The sequence below is a fragment of the Caulobacter sp. GW821-FHT11E11 genome (assembly GCF_058808315.1).
Genome location: NZ_JBXARO010000004.1, coordinates 103,383 through 124,530, shown reverse-complemented (window position 1 = coordinate 124,530; position 21,148 = coordinate 103,383). Strand labels below are relative to the sequence as shown.

General features: G+C 68.0%; 22 protein-coding genes and 1 pseudogene. 11 read left to right on the top strand and 12 right to left on the bottom strand.

The features are described 5' to 3' along the window. The first annotated feature begins 95 nt into the window (after positions 1 to 95). A complete protein-coding gene (locus AC1RR5_RS10965) occupies positions 96 to 278 on the top strand; it encodes a DUF1328 family protein (RefSeq protein ID WP_492083582.1) in 183 nt (60 codons plus the stop codon). An 82-nt stretch (positions 279 to 360) separates the two neighbouring features. Here the strand turns inward: AC1RR5_RS10965 and AC1RR5_RS10960 are convergent, their stop codons facing one another. Next, positions 361 to 1,518: a DUF3089 domain-containing protein gene (locus tag AC1RR5_RS10960; protein WP_492921527.1), complete on the bottom strand. Its 1,158-nt coding sequence runs from the start codon at positions 1,516 to 1,518 to the stop codon at positions 361 to 363. Positions 1,519 to 1,669: 151 nt separating this feature from the next. Here AC1RR5_RS10960 and AC1RR5_RS10955 point away from each other — a divergent pair, with 151 nt between their 5' ends. Continuing rightward, on the top strand, positions 1,670 to 2,635 hold the full coding sequence (locus tag AC1RR5_RS10955) for an IMCp domain-containing protein (RefSeq protein ID WP_492921526.1): 966 nt from the start codon (positions 1,670 to 1,672) through the stop codon (positions 2,633 to 2,635). Here AC1RR5_RS10955 and AC1RR5_RS10950 read toward each other — a convergent pair. Next, a complete protein-coding gene (locus tag AC1RR5_RS10950; protein ID WP_492922090.1) occupies positions 2,632 to 2,946 on the bottom strand; it encodes a hypothetical protein in 315 nt (104 codons plus the stop codon). The genes AC1RR5_RS10955 and AC1RR5_RS10950 overlap by 4 nt on opposite strands. A gap of 99 nt (positions 2,947 to 3,045) precedes the next feature. Between AC1RR5_RS10950 and AC1RR5_RS10945 the strand changes: the two genes are divergently transcribed. Further along, a complete protein-coding gene (locus AC1RR5_RS10945) occupies positions 3,046 to 3,696 on the top strand; it encodes a tetratricopeptide repeat protein (protein ID WP_492921525.1) in 651 nt (216 codons plus the stop codon). On the opposite strand, the gene AC1RR5_RS10940 is transcribed toward AC1RR5_RS10945, so the two are convergent. Beyond that, a complete protein-coding gene (locus tag AC1RR5_RS10940) occupies positions 3,693 to 3,824 on the bottom strand; it encodes a hypothetical protein (protein ID WP_492921523.1) in 132 nt (43 codons plus the stop codon). The two genes, AC1RR5_RS10945 and AC1RR5_RS10940, sit on opposite strands and share 4 nt — an antisense overlap. A gap of 184 nt (positions 3,825 to 4,008) precedes the next feature. On the opposite strand from AC1RR5_RS10940, the gene AC1RR5_RS10935 reads away from it, so the two are divergent. Continuing rightward, positions 4,009 to 4,449 (top strand): hypothetical protein, encoded by a 441-nt coding sequence (locus AC1RR5_RS10935; protein WP_492921521.1) that lies wholly within the window; start codon positions 4,009 to 4,011, stop codon positions 4,447 to 4,449. Between the two features lie 71 nt (positions 4,450 to 4,520). Here AC1RR5_RS10935 and groL read toward each other — a convergent pair whose 3' ends face one another. Together groL and groES are read right to left on the bottom strand one after the other, a co-directional pair. Continuing rightward, positions 4,521 to 6,164 carry a chaperonin GroEL gene (gene groL / locus AC1RR5_RS10930; RefSeq protein ID WP_492921520.1) on the bottom strand — a complete coding sequence of 548 codons (1,644 nt, stop codon included), beginning with the start codon at positions 6,162 to 6,164 and terminating at the stop codon, positions 4,521 to 4,523. A gap of 60 nt (positions 6,165 to 6,224) precedes the next feature. Next, a complete protein-coding gene (gene groES, locus AC1RR5_RS10925) occupies positions 6,225 to 6,515 on the bottom strand; it encodes a co-chaperone GroES (RefSeq protein WP_291876365.1) in 291 nt (96 codons plus the stop codon). 175 nt (positions 6,516 to 6,690) lie between these two features. On the opposite strand from groES, the gene AC1RR5_RS10920 reads away from it, so the two are divergent. After that, positions 6,691 to 7,101 (top strand): VOC family protein, encoded by a 411-nt coding sequence (locus AC1RR5_RS10920; protein ID WP_492921519.1) that lies wholly within the window; start codon positions 6,691 to 6,693, stop codon positions 7,099 to 7,101. A gap of 9 nt (positions 7,102 to 7,110) precedes the next feature. Further along, positions 7,111 to 7,539: a DUF4345 family protein gene (locus AC1RR5_RS10915; RefSeq protein ID WP_492921517.1), complete on the top strand. Its 429-nt coding sequence runs from the start codon at positions 7,111 to 7,113 to the stop codon at positions 7,537 to 7,539. Here the strand turns inward: AC1RR5_RS10915 and AC1RR5_RS10910 are convergent. After that, a complete protein-coding gene (locus AC1RR5_RS10910) occupies positions 7,523 to 8,044 on the bottom strand; it encodes a methylated-DNA--[protein]-cysteine S-methyltransferase (protein WP_492921516.1) in 522 nt (173 codons plus the stop codon). The two genes, AC1RR5_RS10915 and AC1RR5_RS10910, sit on opposite strands and share 17 nt — an antisense overlap. Before the next feature lie 46 nt (positions 8,045 to 8,090). Further along, positions 8,091 to 9,398, bottom strand: a complete 1,308-nt coding sequence (locus AC1RR5_RS10905) for an acyl-CoA dehydrogenase family protein (RefSeq protein WP_492921514.1) — start codon at positions 9,396 to 9,398, stop codon at positions 8,091 to 8,093. A gap of 137 nt (positions 9,399 to 9,535) precedes the next feature. On the opposite strand from AC1RR5_RS10905, the gene AC1RR5_RS10900 reads away from it, so the two are divergent. Beyond that, positions 9,536 to 10,132 (top strand): GNAT family N-acetyltransferase, encoded by a 597-nt coding sequence (locus AC1RR5_RS10900; protein ID WP_492921513.1) that lies wholly within the window; start codon positions 9,536 to 9,538, stop codon positions 10,130 to 10,132. A 106-nt stretch (positions 10,133 to 10,238) separates the two neighbouring features. Further along, a complete protein-coding gene (locus AC1RR5_RS10895) occupies positions 10,239 to 11,606 on the top strand; it encodes a hypothetical protein (RefSeq protein ID WP_492921511.1) in 1,368 nt (455 codons plus the stop codon). On the opposite strand, the gene AC1RR5_RS10890 is transcribed toward AC1RR5_RS10895, so the two are convergent. Together AC1RR5_RS10890 and mutL are read right to left on the bottom strand one after the other, a co-directional pair. Then, positions 11,603 to 12,013, bottom strand: a complete 411-nt coding sequence (locus AC1RR5_RS10890; RefSeq protein WP_492921510.1) for a VOC family protein — start codon at positions 12,011 to 12,013, stop codon at positions 11,603 to 11,605. The two genes, AC1RR5_RS10895 and AC1RR5_RS10890, sit on opposite strands and share 4 nt — an antisense overlap. A 48-nt stretch (positions 12,014 to 12,061) precedes the next feature. After that, entirely contained in the window at positions 12,062 to 13,972 is a 1,911-nt protein-coding gene (mutL, locus tag AC1RR5_RS10885) for a DNA mismatch repair endonuclease MutL (protein WP_492921508.1), read from the bottom strand. Positions 13,973 to 14,083: 111 nt separating this feature from the next. Between mutL and AC1RR5_RS10880 the strand changes: the two are divergent. The 3 genes and pseudogenes from AC1RR5_RS10880 to AC1RR5_RS10870 all read left to right on the top strand — a co-directional run. Then, positions 14,084 to 15,131: pseudogene (locus tag AC1RR5_RS10880) on the top strand (TraB/GumN family protein); the annotation flags it as partial. Between the two features lie 58 nt (positions 15,132 to 15,189). Then, entirely contained in the window at positions 15,190 to 16,128 is a 939-nt protein-coding gene (locus tag AC1RR5_RS10875; protein ID WP_492921506.1) for a TraB/GumN family protein, read from the top strand. Between the two features lie 98 nt (positions 16,129 to 16,226). After that, positions 16,227 to 16,940, top strand: a complete 714-nt coding sequence (locus AC1RR5_RS10870; RefSeq protein ID WP_492921504.1) for an SDR family oxidoreductase — start codon at positions 16,227 to 16,229, stop codon at positions 16,938 to 16,940. A 70-nt stretch (positions 16,941 to 17,010) separates the two neighbouring features. On the opposite strand, the gene AC1RR5_RS10865 is transcribed toward AC1RR5_RS10870, so the two are convergent. The 3 genes from AC1RR5_RS10865 to ileS all read right to left on the bottom strand — a co-directional run bounded on the left by AC1RR5_RS10865 (position 17,011) and on the right by ileS (position 21,142). Then, a complete protein-coding gene (locus AC1RR5_RS10865; RefSeq protein ID WP_492921502.1) occupies positions 17,011 to 17,583 on the bottom strand; it encodes a DUF3035 domain-containing protein in 573 nt (190 codons plus the stop codon). A 112-nt stretch (positions 17,584 to 17,695) separates the two neighbouring features. After that, positions 17,696 to 18,193, bottom strand: a complete 498-nt coding sequence (lspA, locus tag AC1RR5_RS10860; RefSeq protein WP_492921500.1) for a signal peptidase II — start codon at positions 18,191 to 18,193, stop codon at positions 17,696 to 17,698. Positions 18,194 to 18,232: 39 nt separating this feature from the next. Further along, on the bottom strand, positions 18,233 to 21,142 hold the full coding sequence (ileS, locus tag AC1RR5_RS10855; protein WP_492921498.1) for an isoleucine--tRNA ligase: 2,910 nt from the start codon (positions 21,140 to 21,142) through the stop codon (positions 18,233 to 18,235). Between the last annotated feature and the right edge of the window lie 6 nt (positions 21,143 to 21,148).

Genomic DNA, 21,148 nt, shown 5'->3' with positions numbered 1-21,148 from the left:
AGCGGCGCCGGGCGGCGAAAACAAGGAACGGCGTGCGCGGACGAGACGTTGATTTTCTAACGGCGCCGTTCGCGCGCCCCTGGAAGGAAACGCAAATGCTCAAGTGGGCCATCATTCTCGCTGTCGTCGCCCTGATCGCCGGGGCCCTGGGCTTCACGGGCGTCGCCGGCGCGGCGGCCGGCGTGGCCAAGATCCTGTTCTTCCTGTTCCTGCTCGGCTTCGTGATCGTCATGCTGCTGGGCGCGACCGTGTTCAAGGCGGCGACCGGCCCGAAATAGGCCGCCGCACGCCTTGCGCGGGCCGGAGCGGACGTCGACCCCGCCGCCGGCATAAGATGGCGCTAGGACCCGTGGGTGGGTCCTAGCGTCCCGCGTACGTCTTGGCCTGGCGATCGACCAGCGCCACCAGGTCGCCCATCTCCACATTCACGTCGATCAGGTGCAGGCCCCAGTCCTTCAGGACGCCGGCGCCCGGGATCACGATATCGCCGGTGATGTCGTCGGCGCGCGGGTCGGCCGGATCGGCGTTCACCTTGATCGCCAGGTAGGTGAAGTCGCCTTCGCTGACGCACTTGGCCGACAGCAGGCCTGGCAGCGACACGAACGGCGTCGTCACCTTCAGGTCCTTGGCGAAGGGCTTGGGCTCGCCGCTCGACAGGAAACCCTTGCTGCTCAGATAGGCGTGAACGGGCGTCTCGTCGGTCGAGGCCTTGCCGGCCAACAGGGCGGCGGGGTTCACGCAGCCGGCGCGGCGGCCCTGCTCGTCGGTCTTGCCAAAGCGGCTGTTGGCCGGCGGCGGGGCGCTCTCACGGAATGAGACATAGGTGACGAGGCACCCGGCCTGGTCGGCCTTCGTGCACAGCGGGATCGATCCGAACTTGCCGTCGGCGACCGGGGTGTTCATGCCCAGCACATAGGCCGAGATCATCTGCTTCTGGGCCGGCTTGCCGTCGACTTCGTTCTTCAGCAGGTCCAGCAGCATGCGCGAGCCCTGGCTGTGACCCAGCAGGACCACGCCGCGGCCCTTGTTCTCGTTGGCCAGGTACCAGCGCCAGGCGTCGCGGACGTCGCCATAGGCCAGGACGCCGTTGCCCGGCGAGGGCTGGCCCATCATCACCGTGCGCAGGGCCGCCAGTGTCACCTGGCGGTACATCGGCGCGAACACCCGGCACTTGCTGGCGAAGCGGGCCAGCTGCTGCTCGACCACCCGGCGCTCGGCCTCATCGATGACCATGTCGCTGTTGCCGCCCGGATCGGTCGAGACGGTCGGATAGACGTAGAAGCAGTCGTAGCCCGGCGCCGTGGCGGCCTTGAAGGCCTCGGTCGAGGTCTTGCCGTCCGTCTGGACGATGGTCGTCGTCTGGTCGACCGCGCAGGCGTCGGCTCGGCCCGGCCAGCACAGCCAGCTGTCCTTATTGCCGTAGTCGTTGGGGGCGATATTCGCCGGGGCCTGCGCACAGGCCGCACCGGTCAGGGCCAGGCCCAGGGTCAAGGCCATCGCGGCCAAGGTCTTCGCCATCCGTCTCTCCCCATCGCGCTCAAACGCTCGTTTGGCGCGGAGCATGACCACAGAGAACGCCGCTCGCCAAGGGGTCTTGGCGCGGGGATTGCGGGAACAGGCGGGAGTTGTCCCGCCCCGGGACGGCAGAGCTTTGCGTACGAGGTCGGCGATGACTGTCCGGACCCTTCTTCTTGTCGGCGCGGCGGCCGTGTTCGCCAGCGCGACGGCGGTTTCGCCGGTCCTGGCCGACGGCTTCCCCGGCGCGCCGGTGCGCGGCGAGCATGTGCCGAAACGGGCCGCCCCGAAGCCCCGCACCCGGATCGTCTATGTCGACCGCCCGGTCGTCGTGGAAAAGCGCGTGCCGGTCTATGTCGACCGTCCCACCACCCAGATCGTCGAGAAGGTGATCGACCGGCCCGTCATCATCGAGAAGCGCGTCGAAGTGCCGATCGTGAAGGTGGTCGAAAAGCCGGTCGTCGTCGAAAAGCGCATCGAGGTCCCCGTCGAGCGGATCGTCGAGAAGCGCATCTATGTCGACCGTCCCGTCGATCGCGTGATCGAAAAGCCGGTGATCGTCGAGAAGCGGGTCGAGGTGCCAGTCGAGCGCATCGTCCAGGTGCCCGTGGACCGCGTCGTCCAGGTTCCCGTCGAGAAGATCGTCAAGGTCGAGCGCGTCGTCGAGAAGCCCGTCTATATCGACCGCCCGGTCTATGTGGACCGTCCCGTCTATGTCGATCGTCCCGCGCCCCGCTACCAGGAGCGCGCGGTCGAGAGCTACGAAGAGACCCGCGAGACCGAGCGCTACGAGGAGAGCTCGTCGTCTTCGTCCTATTCGGGTTCGCGCTACGGTTCGGGCGGCGGCTGGAATGCCGGCTCGGCCCCGACCCAGGCCTGGGGCTATGTCGAACCGCCGCCGCTGCCGATGGGCTATGTCGGCGCCCAGTCGGGCGGGCGTGGCGGTGGCTATGGCGGTTACGGCCTGGTGGGCGGTGGCGGCTGGGCCGGCGGCTACGCCTCGGGTCGTTCGTCCGCGTCGGCCAGCGCTTCGGCCTCGGCGTCCTCGTCAGTCTCGGTGCGTGTCGGCGGCCGGGGCGGCGGTGGCGGCTGCAACTGCGGCGGCGGCAAGAAGCACTAGAGCGACAGCCAGCGACGCGGGTTCTTGTCACCGAGAGACCGCGCCTCGCCAGGCTTCAGGCCCAGGTCACGCATGCGATAGGCGACGATCTCGCGCAAAGCCTCGACGGGCTCATTGCCGCCCACGGGGCTGGAGGCCACGGAACCGGCGTTCTGCGCCAGGTCCACGGCTGTCCATTCGGCCTGGGCCCGGTCGGCCTTGCCGACGGCGAAGTAGTGGCGGACGGGCGTACGCTCGCCCGGGACCTCGACCATCACGCCGATGACCCAGCCTTGAACGATCAGATCGGCGTCGGGGCGCTGGCGAAACATCCGCCGCATGTAGTCCCGTCGGCGCTGAAAGCAAATCCCGATCGCTGGCTGTTTTCGATCGCGCGTGTAACCTCAGGTCGATCGGGCCGAGGAGAAGCCATGCGTGTCGTGATGCTGTTGCTGGCGGTCATGGCCCTGTGCGTGCCGCCCGCGCGGGCCGCCGAGGAGGCGAGGTCACTGTTCGCGCCGGCCGGCCACGCCGAGGCCCGCCTCCTGGAACGCGCCCGTCGCCATGCGGGCCGGGGTGAGAACGACCAGGCGTTGGCGGTCTATGAGGAACTCTTCCGCCGCCAGCCCGACTTCGCCTCGGCGATCACCGAACGCGCCTTCCTGCGGGAGAAGATCGGCGACCTGGCCGGGGCGCGGACCGACTATGAGCGGGTCTTGGCGCTGGCGCCGGGGCGCGAAAAGTCCTGGAGTCACACGGCGTGGATCCGGGCGCTGATGAAGGACGACCTGGACGAGGCCTCGCGTCGCTGCGACCGCGCCCTGACGATCCAGCGCTCGCTGGACGCCGTCGACTCCTGTGGCTTCGTGGCCTTCCAGCGCGGGGACCATGCCGGCGCGCTGGCGCTCTACGACGAGGCCCTGCGCTTGGCGCCGCGCGCGGATTCCTCGCGCTACATGCGGGGCATGACCCATCTGCGCCTGAGGCGGGAGGCCGAGGGGCGCGCCGACGTCGCCAAGGCCTTGAAGGGAATGCCGTCCCTGGCGGACGTGTGGGCCCGCCGAGGCGTGCCGGCGTCCTAGCCGATCAGCTGGAACGCCGCCTGGCTGATCAGGCCCAGCACCAGCCACGCCGAAAGCGCGACGACGACCAGGGTCGTCCGCGATGTGCGACGCCGACGATAGGTTGGAAGTTCACGCACGAACGCCATCACCCGCTCCATGCTTCAATCTTGGCTGGGGTTGTTAACGCCTGTGGCGAAATTCGGATGCGGACGATTTTCGCCTCTCACGGGAAGGTGAGAGCGCTGTTATGTGAGGTGCGCTTCTGCACAGCGCCGGCCGGTGGCTTGAGCGCAACTTCCTCTGCGGAAACAATCGTATGGGGAGGTCGCGATGTCGGGAATACCGGACAACGCCGTGGTGCGCTTTCACGCCTATTCCGACCAGAATTACGTGATTGGGCACGTGGACGAATACCAGAACGGCTACGGCGCGGCGGTCCTGCGGCCGTTGAGCGGCTACAACGACAACACCACGCTCTGGCGCGCCAAGTACGTGCCGAACGGCTTCTCGCTGCAGTGGGTGGCGGGCGAGGGACCCAATCCGCTGCGGCTGGGCTTTGGCGACGAGGGGGACGCCCTGCGGCTGAGCGCGGAGTTCTACTCGGCCTTCACCACCGACTACCTGGACGACACCTGGTTCGCGCTGAACAACTATGACCACAGCCAGGTCGCCGACATCGACCATGCGAACATCGGCGATGGCGTGCGGATCCTCAGCTACGCGTGGCACGGCGGCGACAATCAGAAATGGCGCGCCGAGGTGATCGGCTAGGCGCCAAAGAAAAAGGGCGGGACCTTTCGGACCCGCCCTCGATCGTTTCAGCGTTGAGCTGAACTTCTAAATTAGAAGTCCATGTCGCCCATGCCGCCCGGCATGCCGCCGCCGGCCGGAGCGCCGCCGCCCTTCTTGGGGGCTTCGACGATCGCGGCTTCCGTGGTGATCAGCAGGCCGGCCACCGAGGCGGCGTTCTGCAGAGCCGTGCGGACGACCTTGGCCGGGTCGATGACGCCGTCGACGACCAGGTCGACATACTGCTCGCTCTGGGCGTTGAAGCCGAACGCGCTCGAGTCGCTTTCCAGGATCTTGCCGACCACGATCGAACCTTCGACGCCGGCGTTCTCGGCGATCTGGCGGATCGGCGATTGCAGGGCGCGACGGACGATGGCGATGCCGGCCGTCTGGTCGTCGTTGTCGCCGGTCACGCCAGCCAGGGCCTTGGAAGCCCACAGCAGAGCGGTGCCGCCGCCCGGGACGATGCCTTCATCGGCGGCCGCGCGGGTCGCGTTCAGGGCGTCGTCGACGCGGTCCTTCTTTTCCTTCACTTCGACTTCGGTCGAGCCGCCGACGCGGATGACCGCAACGCCGCCGGCCAGCTTGGCCAGACGCTCTTGCAGCTTTTCCTTGTCGTAGTCCGACGTGGTGTCTTCGATCTGGCGCTTGATCTGGGCGATACGGGCTTCGATCGCTTCCTTCTCGCCAATGCCGTCCACGATCGTGGTGTCGTCCTTGGTGATCGAGATCTTCTTGGCCTTGCCGAGCATGTCGAGCGACACGTTCTCGAGCTTGATGCCCAGGTCTTCCGACACGACTTGAGCGCCGGTCAGGATGGCGATGTCTTCCAGCATGGCCTTGCGGCGATCGCCGAAGCCCGGAGCCTTGACGGCGGCGACGCGCAGGCCGCCACGCAGCTTGTTGACGACCAGCGTGGCCAGGGCCTCGCCTTCGACGTCTTCAGCGATGATGACCAGCGGGCGGCCCGACTGGACGACGGCTTCCAGCACCGGCAGCAGCGGCTGCAGCGACGACAGCTTCTTTTCGAACAGGAGGATCAGCGGCTCTTCCAGCTGAACTTCCATCTTGTCGGCGTTGGTGATGAAGTACGGCGACAGGTAGCCGCGGTCGAACTGCATGCCTTCGACGACGTCGAGTTCGGTTTCGGCGGTCTTGGCTTCTTCGACGGTGATGACGCCTTCGTTGCCGACCTTGTCCATGGCCTTGGCGATCATCTCGCCAACTTCCTTGTCGCCGTTGGCCGAGATGGTGCCGACCTGAGCGATTTCAGCGTTGGTCGTGACCTTCTTCGAGGACTTCTTGATGTCCTCGACGGCGATCAGGACGGCCTTGTCGATGCCGCGCTTCAGGTCCATCGGGTTCATGCCGGCGGCGACCGACTTGAGGCCTTCCTGGACGATGGCCTGGGCCAGGACCGTGGCGGTCGTGGTGCCGTCGCCGGCCTTGTCGTTGGTCTTCGAGGCGACTTCGCGGATCATCTGCGCGCCGAGGTTCTCGAACTTATCCGACAGTTCGATTTCCTTGGCGACCGAGACGCCGTCCTTGGTGGTGCGCGGGGCGCCGAACGACTTCTCGATGACCACGTTGCGGCCCTTGGGGCCCAGGGTCACCTTCACGGCGTTGGCGAGGATGTTGACGCCGCGCAGCATCTTGTCGCGCGCGTCGGAACCGAAATAAACGTCTTTAGCGGCCATGGAGGGCGCCTTTCTGAAATAGGAATTTCTAGGAAGAAAGCGTCTGGAAACAGGGAGGGATTAGCCCTCGACCACGCCCAGGACGTCGCTTTCCTTCATGATCAGGAGGTCCTGACCGTCGACCTTCACTTCCGTGCCCGACCACTTGCCGAACAGGATGCGGTCGCCAGCCTTGACGTCCAGGGCGACGACTTCGCCCTTGTCGTTACGCGCGCCGGGGCCGACGGCGACGACTTCGCCTTCCTGCGGCTTTTCCTTGGCGGTGTCGGGGATGATGATCCCGCCCTTGGTCTTGGTTTCTTCTTCGACGCGCTTCACGAGGACGCGGTCGCCCAGGGGACGAAATTTCATGGGTGTTCTCCGTCGGAACGGTTTCAAGTAAGGCTGCGTCGGACCGGGGAGCGTTGCTGTTAGCAGTCGCTCCCATCGAGTGCCAACGTCGGGCGTGAGTTAGGCAGGGGGCTCGGGGGAGTCAAGGACGACGCCCGCGAACTTTTCGCGAAGGGTTAATTCAGAGGAGCCTTCGATGATCGATCATATGGGCGTGACGGTCCGTGATCTCCAGGCGGCCAAGCCGTTTTATGACGCCGCGTTCGGCGCTCTGGGCATCGCCGTGGTGATGAGCGTCAGCGCCGAGCAGACCGGCAGCACGGCGTTCTATGGCTACGGCCCCACCGCCGACCGGCGCGACATCCAGGCCGGCAAGCCCAGCTTCTGGATCAGCCAGGGCGAGACCCTGACCGGCCCGATGCACGTGGCCTTCATCGCCGCCGACCGGTCCCAGGTCGACGCCTTCCACGCCGCGGCCCTGGCGGCGGGCGGGACCGACAATGGCGGCCCCGGCGTGCGGCCTCATTATCATCCCAATTACTATGCCGCCTTCGTGCTTGACCCGGACGGTCGAAACGTCGAGGCCGTCTGTCACGCGCCCGCCTGAGGATCCTTGATGTCCAGCTATGTCCTGTCGCTGCTCCTGGCGGTCCTGGCCTGCGTCATCGGCGGCACGCTGGGCGGCATGATCCTGGCGCGGCCTCAGACCATGCTGGGCCTGGCGGGACTGGCCGACGAGGACACCCCCAAGACGCCGCTGCTGGCCGAAGGGCGGGCCCTCGGCGGTGTGCTGATCGCCTCGCACGGGGTGGCGGCGCTGTATCTGGGCTACCAGCCCCGCATCGGCGCGGCCATGGCCCTGGCTTTGGCCGTCGCCTGGCTGGGCGCGGCGACGGGCCGGGCGCTGTCGGCGGCGCTGGACGGCGCGGACCAGCGCTTCAACACCGGCGCCATGGTGTTCAACGCCCTGATCGGCGTGACCCTCAGCCTGCCATTCTTCCAGATCGGCCGCGTGGCCCTGCGCGGCGTTACGAACCTGGCCTGAAGCCTTCGTGGGCTAGCAGCCAGCGCTTGCGCTCGATGCCGCCGCCGTAGCCGGTCAGGGTTCCGTCCATGCCGATCACCCGGTGGCAGGGCGCGACGATGCTGAGCGGGTTCGAACCATTGGCGTGGCCGGCGGCGCGGATCGCGGCTGGACGCCCGGCGCGGCGGGCCAGTTCGGAATAGGTGATGGTCTCGCCGGCCGGGATCTGCGTCAGGGCCGTCCACACCGCGTGCTGGAACGCCGTGCCGTTGGTCGTCCAGGCGATGGTGTTCAGGGCGGCGAACTTACCCGAGAAGTAGGCGGTGATGGCCTCGCGGACGGAGGCGGGCGCCGCGCCGGCATCCGGCCGCAGCGGGCCGTAGTGGGTCTTCAGCAGCCGATCGAGGCGGTGCTCGTAGTCATGGAAGTCGACGGCGCGCAGCAGGCCGGCCTCGTCGGTGACGATCAGCAGCTCGCCGATGGGCGATGGCGCGCGGTCGAGAACAAGACGGGCGGGACGACTCATCGGGCGATCATCGCCCGGACGCGATGAGCCGTCCGCCCGGATTTTGCTACCGGATCCCCGGCACCTGCATGGCCGCTTCCTTCTCGGCCTTCTGCTTGAAGACCAGGTCGCCGTACTTGCCGTACTCCATCCGCGCGATCGTGCGCTGGTGCACCTCGTCCGGGCCGTCGGCCAGGCGCAGGGTGCGGATGCCGGCATAGGCCTTGGCCAGGCCGAAGTCGGTGGTCACGCCGCCGCCACCGTGGGCCTGGATGGCGTCGTCGATGATCTTCAGGGCCAGGCGCGGGGCCGCGACCTTGATCATGGCGATCTCCAGGCGGGCCGACTTGTTGCCGGCCTTGTCCATCATGTCGGCCGCCTTCAGGCACAGCAGGCGGCACATCTCGATGTCGATGCGGGCGTCGGCGACACGCTCTTCCCACACCGAGTGGTCCGAGACGTACTTGCCGAAGGCTTTGCGGCTCATCAGGCGCTTGCACATCTTTTCCAGCGCGACTTCCGCCGTGCCGATGGTGCGCATGCAGTGGTGGATGCGGCCGGGGCCCAGGCGACCCTGGGCGATCTCGAAGCCGCGGCCTTCGCCCAGCAGCAGGGCGTCCTCGACCGGCACGCGCACGTCCTTGAGGATGACCTCGGCATGGCCGTGCGGGGCGTCGTCATAGCCGAACACCGGCAGCATGCGGACGATCTCGATGCCCGGCGCGTCCAGCGGCACCAGGACCTGGCTCTGCTGCTGGTGGCGGCTGGCGTTGTCGGGATCGGTCTTGCCCATGACGATGGCGACCTTGCAGCGCGGGTCGCCCACGCCCGAGGACCACCACTTGCGGCCGTTGATGACGTAGTGGTCGCCGTCGCGCTCGATGCGGGTCTCGATGTTGGTGGCGTCGGAGCTCGCCACCGCCGGTTCGGTCATCAGGAAGGCCGAACGGATCTCGCCGTTCATCAGCGGGCGCAGCCACTTCTCCTTCTGCGCCAGCGTGCCGTAGCGCATCAGCACTTCCATGTTGCCGGTGTCGGGGGCCGAGCAGTTGAACACTTCCGAGGCGAAGCCGATCTTGCCCAGCTGTTCAGCGATCAGGCTGTATTCCAGGTTGGTCAGCTGCACGCCTTCGAACTGGAAGGTGTCGTCGACGTGGGTCTGGCCGCTGTGCGGCGGCATGAAGAAGTTCCACAGGCCGGCGGCCTTGGCTTTCGCCTTCAGCTCCTCGACGACCTGGACGACCTTCCAGCGCTCGGCGCCGAGGACGTTCATCTCGGCCTCGTAGACCGGGATCGCCGGAACGATGTGCTCGTCCATGAACGCGGTGACGCGATCCAGGAAGGCGCGCTGCGTGGGGGAGATGTCGAAGTCCATGGTCGTTCCCTCTGCCCGGTTCTCTATGTGTCAAACGCTTGTTTGAAGTGGTTGTAAACTGGCTTTACGCGGGCGGCAAGCGGTCCCGTCGCGTAAGCCGACTTGTCATGACGGCGCTCCTGACCGAAAACGGGGACATGCTGACCTTGACCGCCGACACCCTGCAGGGCCGCTACGTCCGGCTCGAACCGATCACCATCGATCACCGCGACGAGCTGAAGGCCGCCGTCGACTGCGATCCCGCCAGCTGGGAGATCATGTCGATCAATGGCTGCGGCGAAGGCTTCGACGACTTCTGGGGTTCGCTGCAGGGCGAGACCGACCGCGGCGAGCGCATCGGCTTCGCCATCCGCCGCCTGTCCGACGGCAAGGTGATCGGCACCTCCAGCTATCTGAACATCCGCCGTCTGCATGGCGGGCTGGAGATCGGCTCGACCTTCCTGAACCCGGAAGGCCGCTCGGGTCCGATCAATCCGGAAAGCAAGCGCCTTATGCTGGCCCACGCCTTCGAGAAGGCCGGGGCCATCCGCGTCGAGTTCATGATCGACGTCCGCAACGCCCGCAGCCAGGCGGCCGTGGAGAAGCTGGGCGCCAGCAAGGAAGGCGTGCTGCGCAGCCACAAGGTCACCTGGACCGGCCATGTGCGCGACACCGCCGTCTTCTCGATCACCGACTACGACTGGCCGGCGATCCGCGAGCGGCTGGAATTCCGCCTGAGCGAGAGCTTCGTCTAGACGGGCGGGGTGCGTCGGAACGACGCGTCCCAGGGTCTAAAATAAAACCGCGTTATCCCGTCGGTTGTAAGAATTCAAAAATGAAGGCGCGCTAGGGTCAGTCCTCATGACGGCCATTGCCTGCCTTCGCATCCTGTTCACCGCCGATGGCGAAAGCCAGCCCGGTGATATCCCCAAGCACAAGGCGCAAGGGGTCGCGGACGCGTTCCTGAAGGCCCGCTGGCGCAAGCCACGCAAGTGCGGGGCCGTGGCGCCCCTGGCCTTCGTCATCGCCGACCACAATGTCGAACACCTGGATCCGACCGAGGTTCAGGGCCTGGCGGTCGAGCTGGAGAAGGTGCTCTTCCCCGGCCGTCCGATCGGCCAGATCGCGCTGATGACCTTCGAGGGCGACGAGCAGGCGGTGCTGAAGTTCGCCGCCCTGACCCAGAAGGAACTGCGCGGCCTGATGAACGGCGAGGGCTACGAAGGCGAGCCCGGCCGCGTTCACGTGATCACCGCCGACTCCATCGACGGCCCGCTGCCCAGCACGCGCGCCGAGGCCAAGGTCTACGCCGCCGAGAAGAAGGCTTCGGGGGGGCTGACGGCCGCGACCACGATCGAAAAAGAACCCGCGCCGGCCGCCAAGAGCGCCGCGCCGATCTCGACCATCCCGATAGTCGAGCCGTCCAAGGCCGTCGCGCCGGAGCTGGAACCGCTTCCCGTCGCCGCGCCCGCCCCGGCCAAGGCTAAGACCGCCGCTGCGCCCGCCAAGGCCGCTAGGGTCGAAGCCCCGCCGCCGCCGGCCGAGACCGGCTGGTGGGGGATCTACGACATGGCCCAGGGCGCCTTCGTGGGCTCGGCCATCGGCATGCGCTCGGACCTCATAGGTCCCGCGCCCGAGGACGACGCCAAGCTGCTGAAGCGTGACCTGGTCTGTCTGACCGACGCCCAGGCCGCCCTGAAGAAGGGCCCCTACGGCGAGATCCACGTGCCGTTCGGCTTCTGGAACCTGACCACGCCATCGTCGCAGGAGGCCTATAAGGGCCGCCTGTCGCGCTATCCGCTGGACCAGCAGCCGCGCCTGGTCGCCACGGTCTACGCCACGCCGCGCGAGGCCTCGCTCGGGATGCTGCAGCAGATGCGGGCTTTCCTGAAGAGCAGCTTCGCCAGGTTCGACGTGCGCGTCAGCGATCCGACCTTCCCGATCCAGGGCCTGCCGCCCGAACTGTTGGACACCATCACCCTGGTTCTGGATGGCGAGACCGAGCACGATCGCCTCAAGCAGATCCTGAAGTTCGTCGAGCGCAAGTCGGGCTACGCCGCCAAGGGCTTCGTCCAGGCGTTGGCCGGCGTGAACTCGTCGGTCGAGCTGGAAGCGGCCAAGGCCGGCGGCATCAACCTGGTGCAAGGCCTGGCGGTCACCGAACTGCTGGACGTCCCGGTCGGCGGTCCCGACGGCGCGCCCCTGGCGCTGGCCCAGAACGCGGCTTAAGCCTTCGGCATCTCGAACGTGAACACGACGCTGTCGGCCGAGCGCTCGGACGGTCCGTGGAACACCGCCTCGATATTGTTGCCGTCCGGATCGTACAGGAACGCGGCGTAGTAGCCCGGATGATAGGGCCGCTCGCCCGGCCCGCCATTGTCGCGACCGCCGGCCTCGACCCCTGCCTTGTGGAACCGCTCGACCGTCTCGCGATCCTTGGCCTGGAAGGCCAGGTGGATATGGGTGGCCGGCTCGCCCTGGTCGATCCAGATCTCATCGGCGTCCAGGTGGGTGTCGTCCTCATTGAACGGGACGTCCAGCACCGCCAGCACCGCGCGGTAGAACCGCTTGGTCGTCTCCAGGTCCTTGGCGCGCAGCTGGATGTGGTCGATCAGTCGGCCGCGATGAACTTCCATGGGTAGGCCTCCGGGTTTGGAGGCGAACGCCTGGGCGGAAGTTCGGTTCTAGCGCCGCCCGAACAGCTTCTCGATATCCGCCAGCTTCAGCTCGACGTAGGTCGGTCGCCCGTGGTTGCACTGACCCGAATGCGGCGTGGCTTCCATCTCGCGGAGCAGGGCGTTCATCTCGGCGCCGTTCAGGCGGCGGCCGGCGCGGACGCTGCCGTGGCAGGCCATGGTCGAGCAGACCTCCTCCAGCCGCTCCTTCAGGGCCAGGGCCTGGCCGTTCTCGGCCAGGTCGTCGGCGATGTCGCGGATCAGGGCGGCGGCGTCGGTCTTGCCCAGCAAGGCGGGCGTCTCGCGCACCAGCACCGCGCCGGGGCCGAAGCTCTCGATGACGAGGCCGAGCGACGCCAGTTCCTCGGACCGGGCGACGACGCGCTCGGCCTCGGCGGGGTCCAGGTCGACGACCTCGGGCAGCAGCAGGGTCTGGCGGGCCACGCCGCCGGCGGCCATCTCGCCCTTCATGCGCTCATAGACCAGGCGTTCGTGGGCGGCGTGCTGGTCGACGATGACCATGCCGTCGCGGGTCTGGGCGACGATATAGGTCTCGTGCACCTGGGCGCGCGCCGCGCCCAGCGGGAAGTCGACCGGGTCGAACGGGGCGGCGGCCGCGTAGTCGGGAGCGGGGCGGTCCTCGAAGGCGACGCTGGTATAGGCCTCGCGCACCACCTCGGCCAGTTCGCCCCCAAAACCAGGCGAGTAGCTCGGCTCAACGCGGGCCGAGACCTCGTTCAGCCCCGGCAGATCCATCGGCCGTTGCGTCGGCGGCATCCAGCCGCCCTCGCGCCAGGCCGAGAAGCCCGCCGGCGACGGACCCGGCTGGTAACCCGGGAACGGGCTCTGTTGGGCGCGGATGCTGTCCAGCGCCTGGTTGGCGACGGTGGTCGAGGCGCGGTGGCCGGCTCCGGCCAGGGCGTGGCGCAGGGCCCCGACGATCAGGCCGCGCACCAGGGCTGGATCGCGGAAGCGCACCTCGGCCTTGGCGGGGTGGACGTTGACGTCGACCTCGGTCGGATCCAGCGTCACGTACAGCGCCGCCGTCGGGTGGCGGTCGCGCGCCAGGAAATCGGCATAGGCCGCGCGCAAGGCGCCGGTCAGCAGGCGGTCGCGCACCGGGCGGCCATTGACGAACAGGTACTGGTGGGCGGCGTTGCCGCGGTTGTAGGTCGGCAGGCCGGCGAAACCCGACAGCCGCACGCCGTCGCGGACCTGGTCGATCTCGATGGCGTTGTCCTGGAAGTCGCGGCCCAGCACGTTGGCCAGGCGGGCCAGGCGTCCTTGCGGACCCGGGTGCTCGGCCGGCAGGCGCAGGATGCGGCGGCCGTCGATGTCCAGCGAGAAGCCGATGCTCTCATTGGCCATGGCCAAGCGCTTGATCTCCTCCGTGATCGCCAGGGCCTCGGCGCGCTCGGACTTCATGAACTTCAGGCGCGCGGGGGTGGCGTAGAACAGGTCGCGCACCTCGATCCGCGCGCCGTGCGGGCCGGGGAAGGCGGCGGGCGCGACATCGCCGACGCTGCCGCCCTCGACCAGGATCGAGAAGGCGTCGTTGCCGCCCTTGGCGCGCGAGCTAATCTGCAGCCGCGCCACCGAGCCGATCGACGGCAGGGCCTCGCCCCGGAAACCCATGGTGTGGATGCGCAGCAGGTCCCACAGACCGTCTTCGTCCGGGGCCAGCTTGGAGGTCGCGTGGCGCTCGATGGCGACGGGCAGCTCCTCGGCCGACAAACCGCAGCCGTCGTCTGCCACCAGGATCCGGGTCAGGCCGCCGCCGTGGGCTTCGACCTCGATGCGCGTAGCGCCGGCGTCGATGGCGTTGTCGACCAGCTCCTTGATGGCGCTCGCAGGCCGTTCGACCACCTCGCCGGCGGCGATGCGGTTGACGGTCTCGGGCGGCAGGCGGCGGATAGGCATTCGAAGCGACTTTCAACGAAGCATGACAAGCCGCCGCGAAGCGGGGCCGTACATTGCAACTCCTTAAGTTGACCAGGCGAACCCAGTTCGGCCAACGAATGAAGAGGGACGAGTTTAGCGCGATTCCGCCGCCATTCGAGGAACACAGATAGTGACGCTGACCCGTTTCGCCGCCGCCGGCCTGATGCTTTGTCTTCTGTCCGGCGGTTCCGCCCTGGCTCAAGCCCAGGGTAAGAACGAGGTCTCGATCCACCAGACCAAGCCCGTCGACCTGACGCCGGTCGACAGCCAGGCCAATCTGGTCGAGGAGCTGATCGTCAACGCCCGCCTGCCTGGACCGGCCTGGTGGAAGGTCACCGACGGCGACACCACGGTGTATGTGATGGGCATGCCGGCCTTCGCGCCGAACAAGCTGGACTTCGACGACTCGGTCCTGCGTCGCCGGCTGGACGGCGCCAATGTGCTGATCCTTGGCCAGGAGCCCGAGGTGCGGATCTTGAGCCTGCTGGGCCTGATCCCCGGCAAGGGGCGGCAGTTCAAGATGGACAAGCCGATGCGCGAGACCCTGCCGCCCGACCTGCGTGCGCGCCTCGAAAAGCAGCTGGCGGCGCGGGGCAAGCCTCTGACCGAATACGACGATCTCAAGCCGGCGCTGGCCGGCTTCGTCGTCGCCAACGACCGGGGTAGCGGCGTCTCGATCACCCTGGGAAGCCTGAGCGACCGCATCCGCGACCTGGCCAAGGGCAAGACGGTCGCCGTCCAGCCGCGCGTCAAGAAGCTCGACGACTACGACCTGATCGGCATGGTCAAGTCGCTGGCCGAGGCGCCCGAGCCGCTGCAGGCGCTGTGCCTGGACGCCGGCCTCAAGGAGGCCGAGAATGGCCTGGCCAGCGTCCGTGAGACCGCCGAGCAGTGGGCCGAGGGCCAGGTGCGCGAGGTGGTCTCGGCTGAGCGCGGATATCAGCTGTGCCTGGCCTCCACGCCCTGGATCGCCCGCCAGTTCAAGGACGGCCAGGACGACGCCGTCGGCGCCATCACCACGGCCCTGAAGAAGCCCGGCAAGGCCGTGGCCGTGATCGAACTGCGCTCCCTGCTGACCGAGGGCGGCGTGCTGGATCGCCTGCGCGCCAAGGGCTTCACCGTGACAGCGCCCGAATAAGGTCAAGCTTCCGCCACGCCGTCCCGCGAGGGTTGCGCCGCATCACGTGGGAGACGACATGCGCCTGACCCTGGCCGCCTTGGCCTTATCCGTTGCGACCGGCGCATCCGCCCAGGAGGCGATCGACGACCCGCAGGCCAATGTCGTCGAGGCCCTGGTGGTCAGCGCCAAGCTGCCGGGGCCGGCCTGGTGGCGCGTGTCGGACGCCGACACCACGATCTACGTCCTGGGCATGCCGGCTGCGGTGCCCAAGGGCCTGGCCTGGGACAAGTCGGTGGTCGAGCGCCGCCTGGACGGCGCCTTCGCGGTGCTGACCCCGCCGGAATGGCGCGCCGGCCTGACCGACATTCCGGCCCTGCTGAAGCTGCGCAAGACCCTGAAGGACGACGGCGGCTGGGCGGCGCGTGAGCCGCAGCTGGCGGCCCGCACGCAGCGCGCCTGGGCCGCCGCCGATCCCAAGAAGCCGGATGGCTGGAAAGACTGGAAGCCCCTCTTCATCGCCATGCAGCTGGGCGGCAAGGCCGACCGCGCCACCGGCCTCCTGATGTCCGAGCCTGACCGGACCATCGACGCCCTGGCCAAGAAGCGGCGGGTCAAAGGGCGCTCGGCCAAGGTCGGCAAGGCCATGCCGATGCTGAAGTCCCTGGCCCGCGCCAATACCGACGAGGCGGGCCTGGTCTGCCTGGCCGAGACCCTGGACACGATCGAGGCCGGGACGGCGAGCCGCCGCGCGGCCGCCGAGGCCTGGGCGCGGGGCGAGGTGAAGGCCGCCCTGGCCGCCCCCCGCAGCGCCGAGCGCTGCCAGCTGCTGCTGCCCGGCGTGCCCGAGCTGATGCGCCAGTCGGTCGACGACGAGGCCGACGCCCTGGCCGAGCTGCTCAAGACCCCCGGTCACGCCGTGGCGCTCTATCCGATCCGGGGCCTGGTGGCCGAGAAGGGCGTGCTGGACAAGCTGCGGGCGCGCGGGATCACGGTGCGCACGCCGGGGGACGGGTAGGACCCTGAAGGGGGTAATCGCCCTACCGGTATAGACTTCAACCTTTTCGGGCTCGCCGCCGGGACTAGTCTGTCGCCGACAGCATAGGGAGCTCGGCGATGGCGAAACTGGAAGGCCGCAAGGTCGTGGTGATCGGCGGCGCGTCAGGCGTCGGCCATGCAGTGGCTAATGCGGCGCTGGAGGCCGGGGCGCGGGTCGTCATCGGCTCCAGCCAGGCCGTCCGGGTCGAAGCGGCGGCCGCCAGGCTGGGCCAGGGCGTCGAGGGCCATGTCGTCGACGTGAAGGACGAGGCTTCGGTCGCGGCCTTCTTCGAGGCGGTCGGCGCGTTCGACCACCTGGTGTTCACGGCCGGCGACTGGGGCCACATGTTCGGCGCGACCGCCGATCTCGACATCGAGGCCAGCAAGGCCCGGATGGAAGTGCGGTTCTGGGGCGCGGCCCGCGCCGCCAAGTACGCTATCCGGCAGATCGCCAAGGACGGTTCGATCACGCTGACCGGCGGCATGCTGGCGCATCGCCCCATGCCGGGCGCGCCGCTGGTCACGGCCTCGGCCAACACCACCGAAGGCCTGGCCATGGGTTTGGCGCGCGACCTGGCGCCGATCCGGGTCAACGCCGTCTGCCTGGGTCTGATCATGAGCGAACAGGCCCAGGCCATGGGCGAGGCGGTGGTCAAGGCGTTCACCGCCAACCTGCCCCTGCCGCGCGGCGGCACGGTCGAAGAGGCCGCCGAGGCCTATCTCTACCTGATGCGCGCGACCTACGTGACCGGCCAGGTCGTGCGGGTCGATGGCGGCGGCAGCCTGGTCTGAGGCCCGTAAACGAAAAACGGCCCGGAACCGCGAGGTCCCGGGCCGTTTCGAATCTCGGTGAGATCAGGGCTTAGAGGCCCGGCAGCTTGATGCCCGACTTCTTTTCGCGGCTGATGACCACGCCGCCGGCGCCCACCAGCTTCTTCAGGCGGGCTTCCTCGGCGGCGGCGTCGACTTCCACCGGGGCGTTGGCGCCGGCTTCGGCGGCGGTGGCCACGTTGGTGGTCTTGGCCTGGCCCTTTTTCCAGAACATCACCTTGCTGGCGAAGCTCTCGTCCTTGTGGGCCAGGTCGCCGTTCTCGTCATCGACGACGAAGCGGATCAGCGGATCGGCCTTTTCCGAGCCGGCGCGGGAAACGAGCAGCTTCTCGCCTTCCGAACGGTTCGAGGCGTTGCTCTGGCCGATCAGGGCGGCGCGCGCGGCGCTTTCCGGCTGCAGCTCTTGCGGACGCGGCTCGCCGGGCGCTGGCGGGCGCAGGGCGTAGTCCGGCGGCACGGCCAGCGGGGCCTTGCTGACGACGCGGAATTCGTCGGGAACCACCTTGCTCATGCCCAGAGCCTTCTGGGTCGAGGTGCAGCCAGCCATGCCGATCGCGGCCACGGCGGTCAGGGCGCTCACGGTCGCGACCCGATTGAAACTCATCTAACCATGCTCCAGCGGCCGACCCCCGGCCAAATTTTCGGACGCTCTCGATACGACATCATCGCGCGGGCGCCAATCTCCCACGCGAATGCGGCGTCAATCGGTCCCTAAATCACTCGGTTTCAGCCAGCTTCTTCTCGCCGTACAGGAAACTGTCCAGCAGCAGCAGGGCCACGCCGATCGAGATCCCCGAGTCGGCGACGTTGAACACCCACGGGAAGTACAGCCGCGAGACGTCGATGAAGTCGACGACATAGCCGTACATCACCCGGTCGATCAGGTTGTTGCCGATGGCGCCGCCGATGATCATGCCAATGCCGATGGTCGGCAGCAGCTTGGTCGCCTTGCGCGCCCACCAGGCCAGGCCGATCACCACGATGATCGAGAAGCCGATCAGCAGCCAGCGGCCCCAGTCGTTGCCGCGCAGCAGGCCAAAGCTCATGCCGTAGTTATGGACCATGGTCAGGTGCAGCGGGCCCAGCAGCGGCAGGGACGCGCCCGGCTCGCGGCCCAGCAGGCCCAGGACCCTCAGCTTGCTGATCTGGTCCAGGACCACGGTGGCGGCGGCGATGGCGTAGGCGGTCCAGCCCAGGCGAGTGATCGACTTCATCTGCTTAGCTAAACCGTCCTACGCCCTTTGGTCACCTGCTTAAGCTTGCCGCGCGTCCCAGTAGGCCACAGCTTCAGCGTCGCGAAGGCTAAGCTCCGGATAGCGGGCATCGGTTCCCACCTCCGGCAGGATGCGCCACGAGCGGGCGCACTTGTTGCCCTCGGCCAGTTTCGGATCCACCGACACGCCCTTGACCTCGTCGGTCGAGAACGCGCCGCCTTCACCGGCGACCAGGGTCGCGGCCGACGTGCGGAACACCTCGGCGGCGTCCAGACCCGCGAAGGCGGCCAGCAGCTCGGCGTCGGCGACGTGAACGACCGGCGCGGCCTCCAGCGCCGATCCGATCCGCTTTTCACGGCGTTCGACTTCCAGGGCGCCGGTCACCACCGACATCACGGTCTCGACCTTGGCCCAGCGGGCGGCCTCGGCGTCGTTCTTCCATTCCGCCGGCGTCACTGGGATCACTCGCAGGCTGTTGGAGCCCGCCTCGGGGAAGCGCGTCTGCCACGCCTCTTCCATGGTGAAGCTGGTCAGCGGCGACAGCCAGATGGTCAGGCGCTCGAACACATAGTCCAGCACCGTGCGATAGGCCCGGCGACGGATGGCGTCGGGACGGTCGCAATAGAGGCTGTCCTTGCGGATGTCGAAGAACAGGGTGGAGAGATCGCCCTGGCAGAACTCGATCAGCGGCCGGACCACGTCCGAGAACCGATAGGTCTCGTAGGCGGCGCGGACGTCGCGATCCAGCTCCCACAGGCGGTGCAGGATGTACTTCTCCAGCGGCGGGAAGTCGGCGTAGTCGGTGACCCGCTCGGCCTCGTCGAAGCCGGCCAGGGCGCCCAGCAGGTAGCGCGTGGTGTTGCGCAGCTTGCGATAGGCGTCGGTGGTGGTGGCCAGGATCGTCTTGCCGATCCGCTGGTCCTCCGAATAGTCGACCATCGCCGCCCACAGGCGCAGGATCTCGGCGCCGCTCTCCTTGGTGACCGACTGCGGCTCGACGGTGTTGCCCTTGGACTTGGACATCTTCTCGCCGTTCTCGTCCTGGGTGAACCCGTGGGTGAGAACCGCCTTGTACGGCGCGCGGCCGCGCGAGCCGCAGCCTTCGAGCAGGGACGACTGGAACCAGCCGCGATGCTGGTCGGAGCCTTCCAGATACAGGTCCGCCGGCCAGTGGCTGTCGTCACGGCCTTCGATCGTGAAGGCGTGGGTGCAGCCCGAGTCGAACCAGACATCGAGGATGTCGGTGATCTTCTCGTACTGGGTCGGGTCGTGCACGCCCAGGAAGTCGGCGTCGGGACGCGTGAACCAGGCGTCGGCGCCGCCTTCGCGGATGGCGTCCAGGATACGGGCGTTGACGGCCGGGTCGTTCAGCGGATGGCCGGTGTGCTTGTCCACGAACATGGCCAGGGGCGTGCCCCAGTTGCGCTGGCGGCTGACCAGCCAGTCGGGACGCGTCTCGACCATCGAGCCGATGCGGTTGCGGCCGGCGTCGGGGTGGAAGGCGGTGTCGGCGATGGCCTGCACGGCCGTCTCGCGCAGGGTCTTGCCGCCCAGCGAGTCCACCGCGTGGTCCATGCGGATGAACCACTGCGGGGTGTTGCGGAAGATCACCGGAGCCTTCGAGCGCCAGCTGTGCGGATAGCTGTGTTCGACGCGGCCCCGCGCCAGCAGGGCGCCAGCCTCGATGAGGCGATCCATCACCGCGCCGTTGGCGGGGCCGAACTTGCCGGTCTTCTTGCCCTCGGTCTCGATGACCTTCAGGCCGCCGAACATCGGCACGTGCGCGTAGTAGGCGCCGTCCGGATCGACGGTGTCGGGGATCTCGCGATGACCGTGGGCCAGCCAGACATTGTAGTCGTCGGCGCCGTGGCCAGGCGCGGTGTGGACGAAGCCCGTACCCGCGTCGTCGGTCACGTGGTCGCCGGCCAGCATCGGCACGGCGTAGCCGAAGTGGGTGTCCAGGTCGGCCAGCGGGTGGGCCAGGACCATGCCTTCGCAGTCGACGCTCTCGACCTTCTTGAAGGCCGCGACCTTGGCCGCCTTCATCACGTCGTCGACCAGCTTTTCAGCGATGATCAGGCGATCGCCGACGGCCGACCAGGGAGCGAACTCGAGGTTCTCCTCCAGGGCCGTGACCTCATAGACGGCGTACGGGATGTCGGGGTTGTACGAGACCGCGCGGTTGGCCGGGATGGTCCACGGCGTGGTGGTCCAGATCACCAGCTTGGCGCCCAGGGCCGCGTCCGAGCCTTCGACGACCGGGAACTTCACCCAGATCGTGGGCGAGACGTGGTCGTGGTACTCGATCTCGGCGTCGGCCAGGGCGGTGCGCTCGACCGGGCTCCACATCACCGGCTTGGAGCCGCGATAGAGCTGGCCGGTCGACAGGAACTTGTGGAACTCGGCCACGATCGTGGCTTCCGAGGTGAAGTCCATGGTGGCGTAGCGGTTCCACCAGTCGCCCAGCACGCCCAGGCGCTGGAACTCGGTCTTCTGGGCCTCGATCCAGCCGCCGGCATAGGCGCGGCACTCGCGGCGGAACTCCTCGGCCGGGACCTCGTCCTTGCGGCGGCCCTTGGCGCGGAACTGCTCCTCGATCTTCCACTCGATCGGCAGGCCGTGGCAGTCCCAGCCCGGCACGTAGTCGACGTCGAAGCCCAGGGCGAAGCGCGAGCGGACAACGAAGTCCTTCAGCGTCTTGTTCAGGGCGTGGCCGATGTGGATGGCCCCGTTGGCGTAGGGCGGGCCGTCGTGCAGCACGAACAGCGGCGCGCCGTCGGCCTGGCGCTTGGCGCGCACGGCGCCGTAGAGACCCTTGTCGGAGAGGGCGGCCCAGCCCTCCAGGATCTCGGGCTCCTTCTTGGGCAGGCCCCCGCGCATCGGGAACGGGGTGTCGGGCAGGAAGACGGTTTCGCGATAGTCGCGGGCGGTCGTGGCGTCGTCGGCCATGGAATG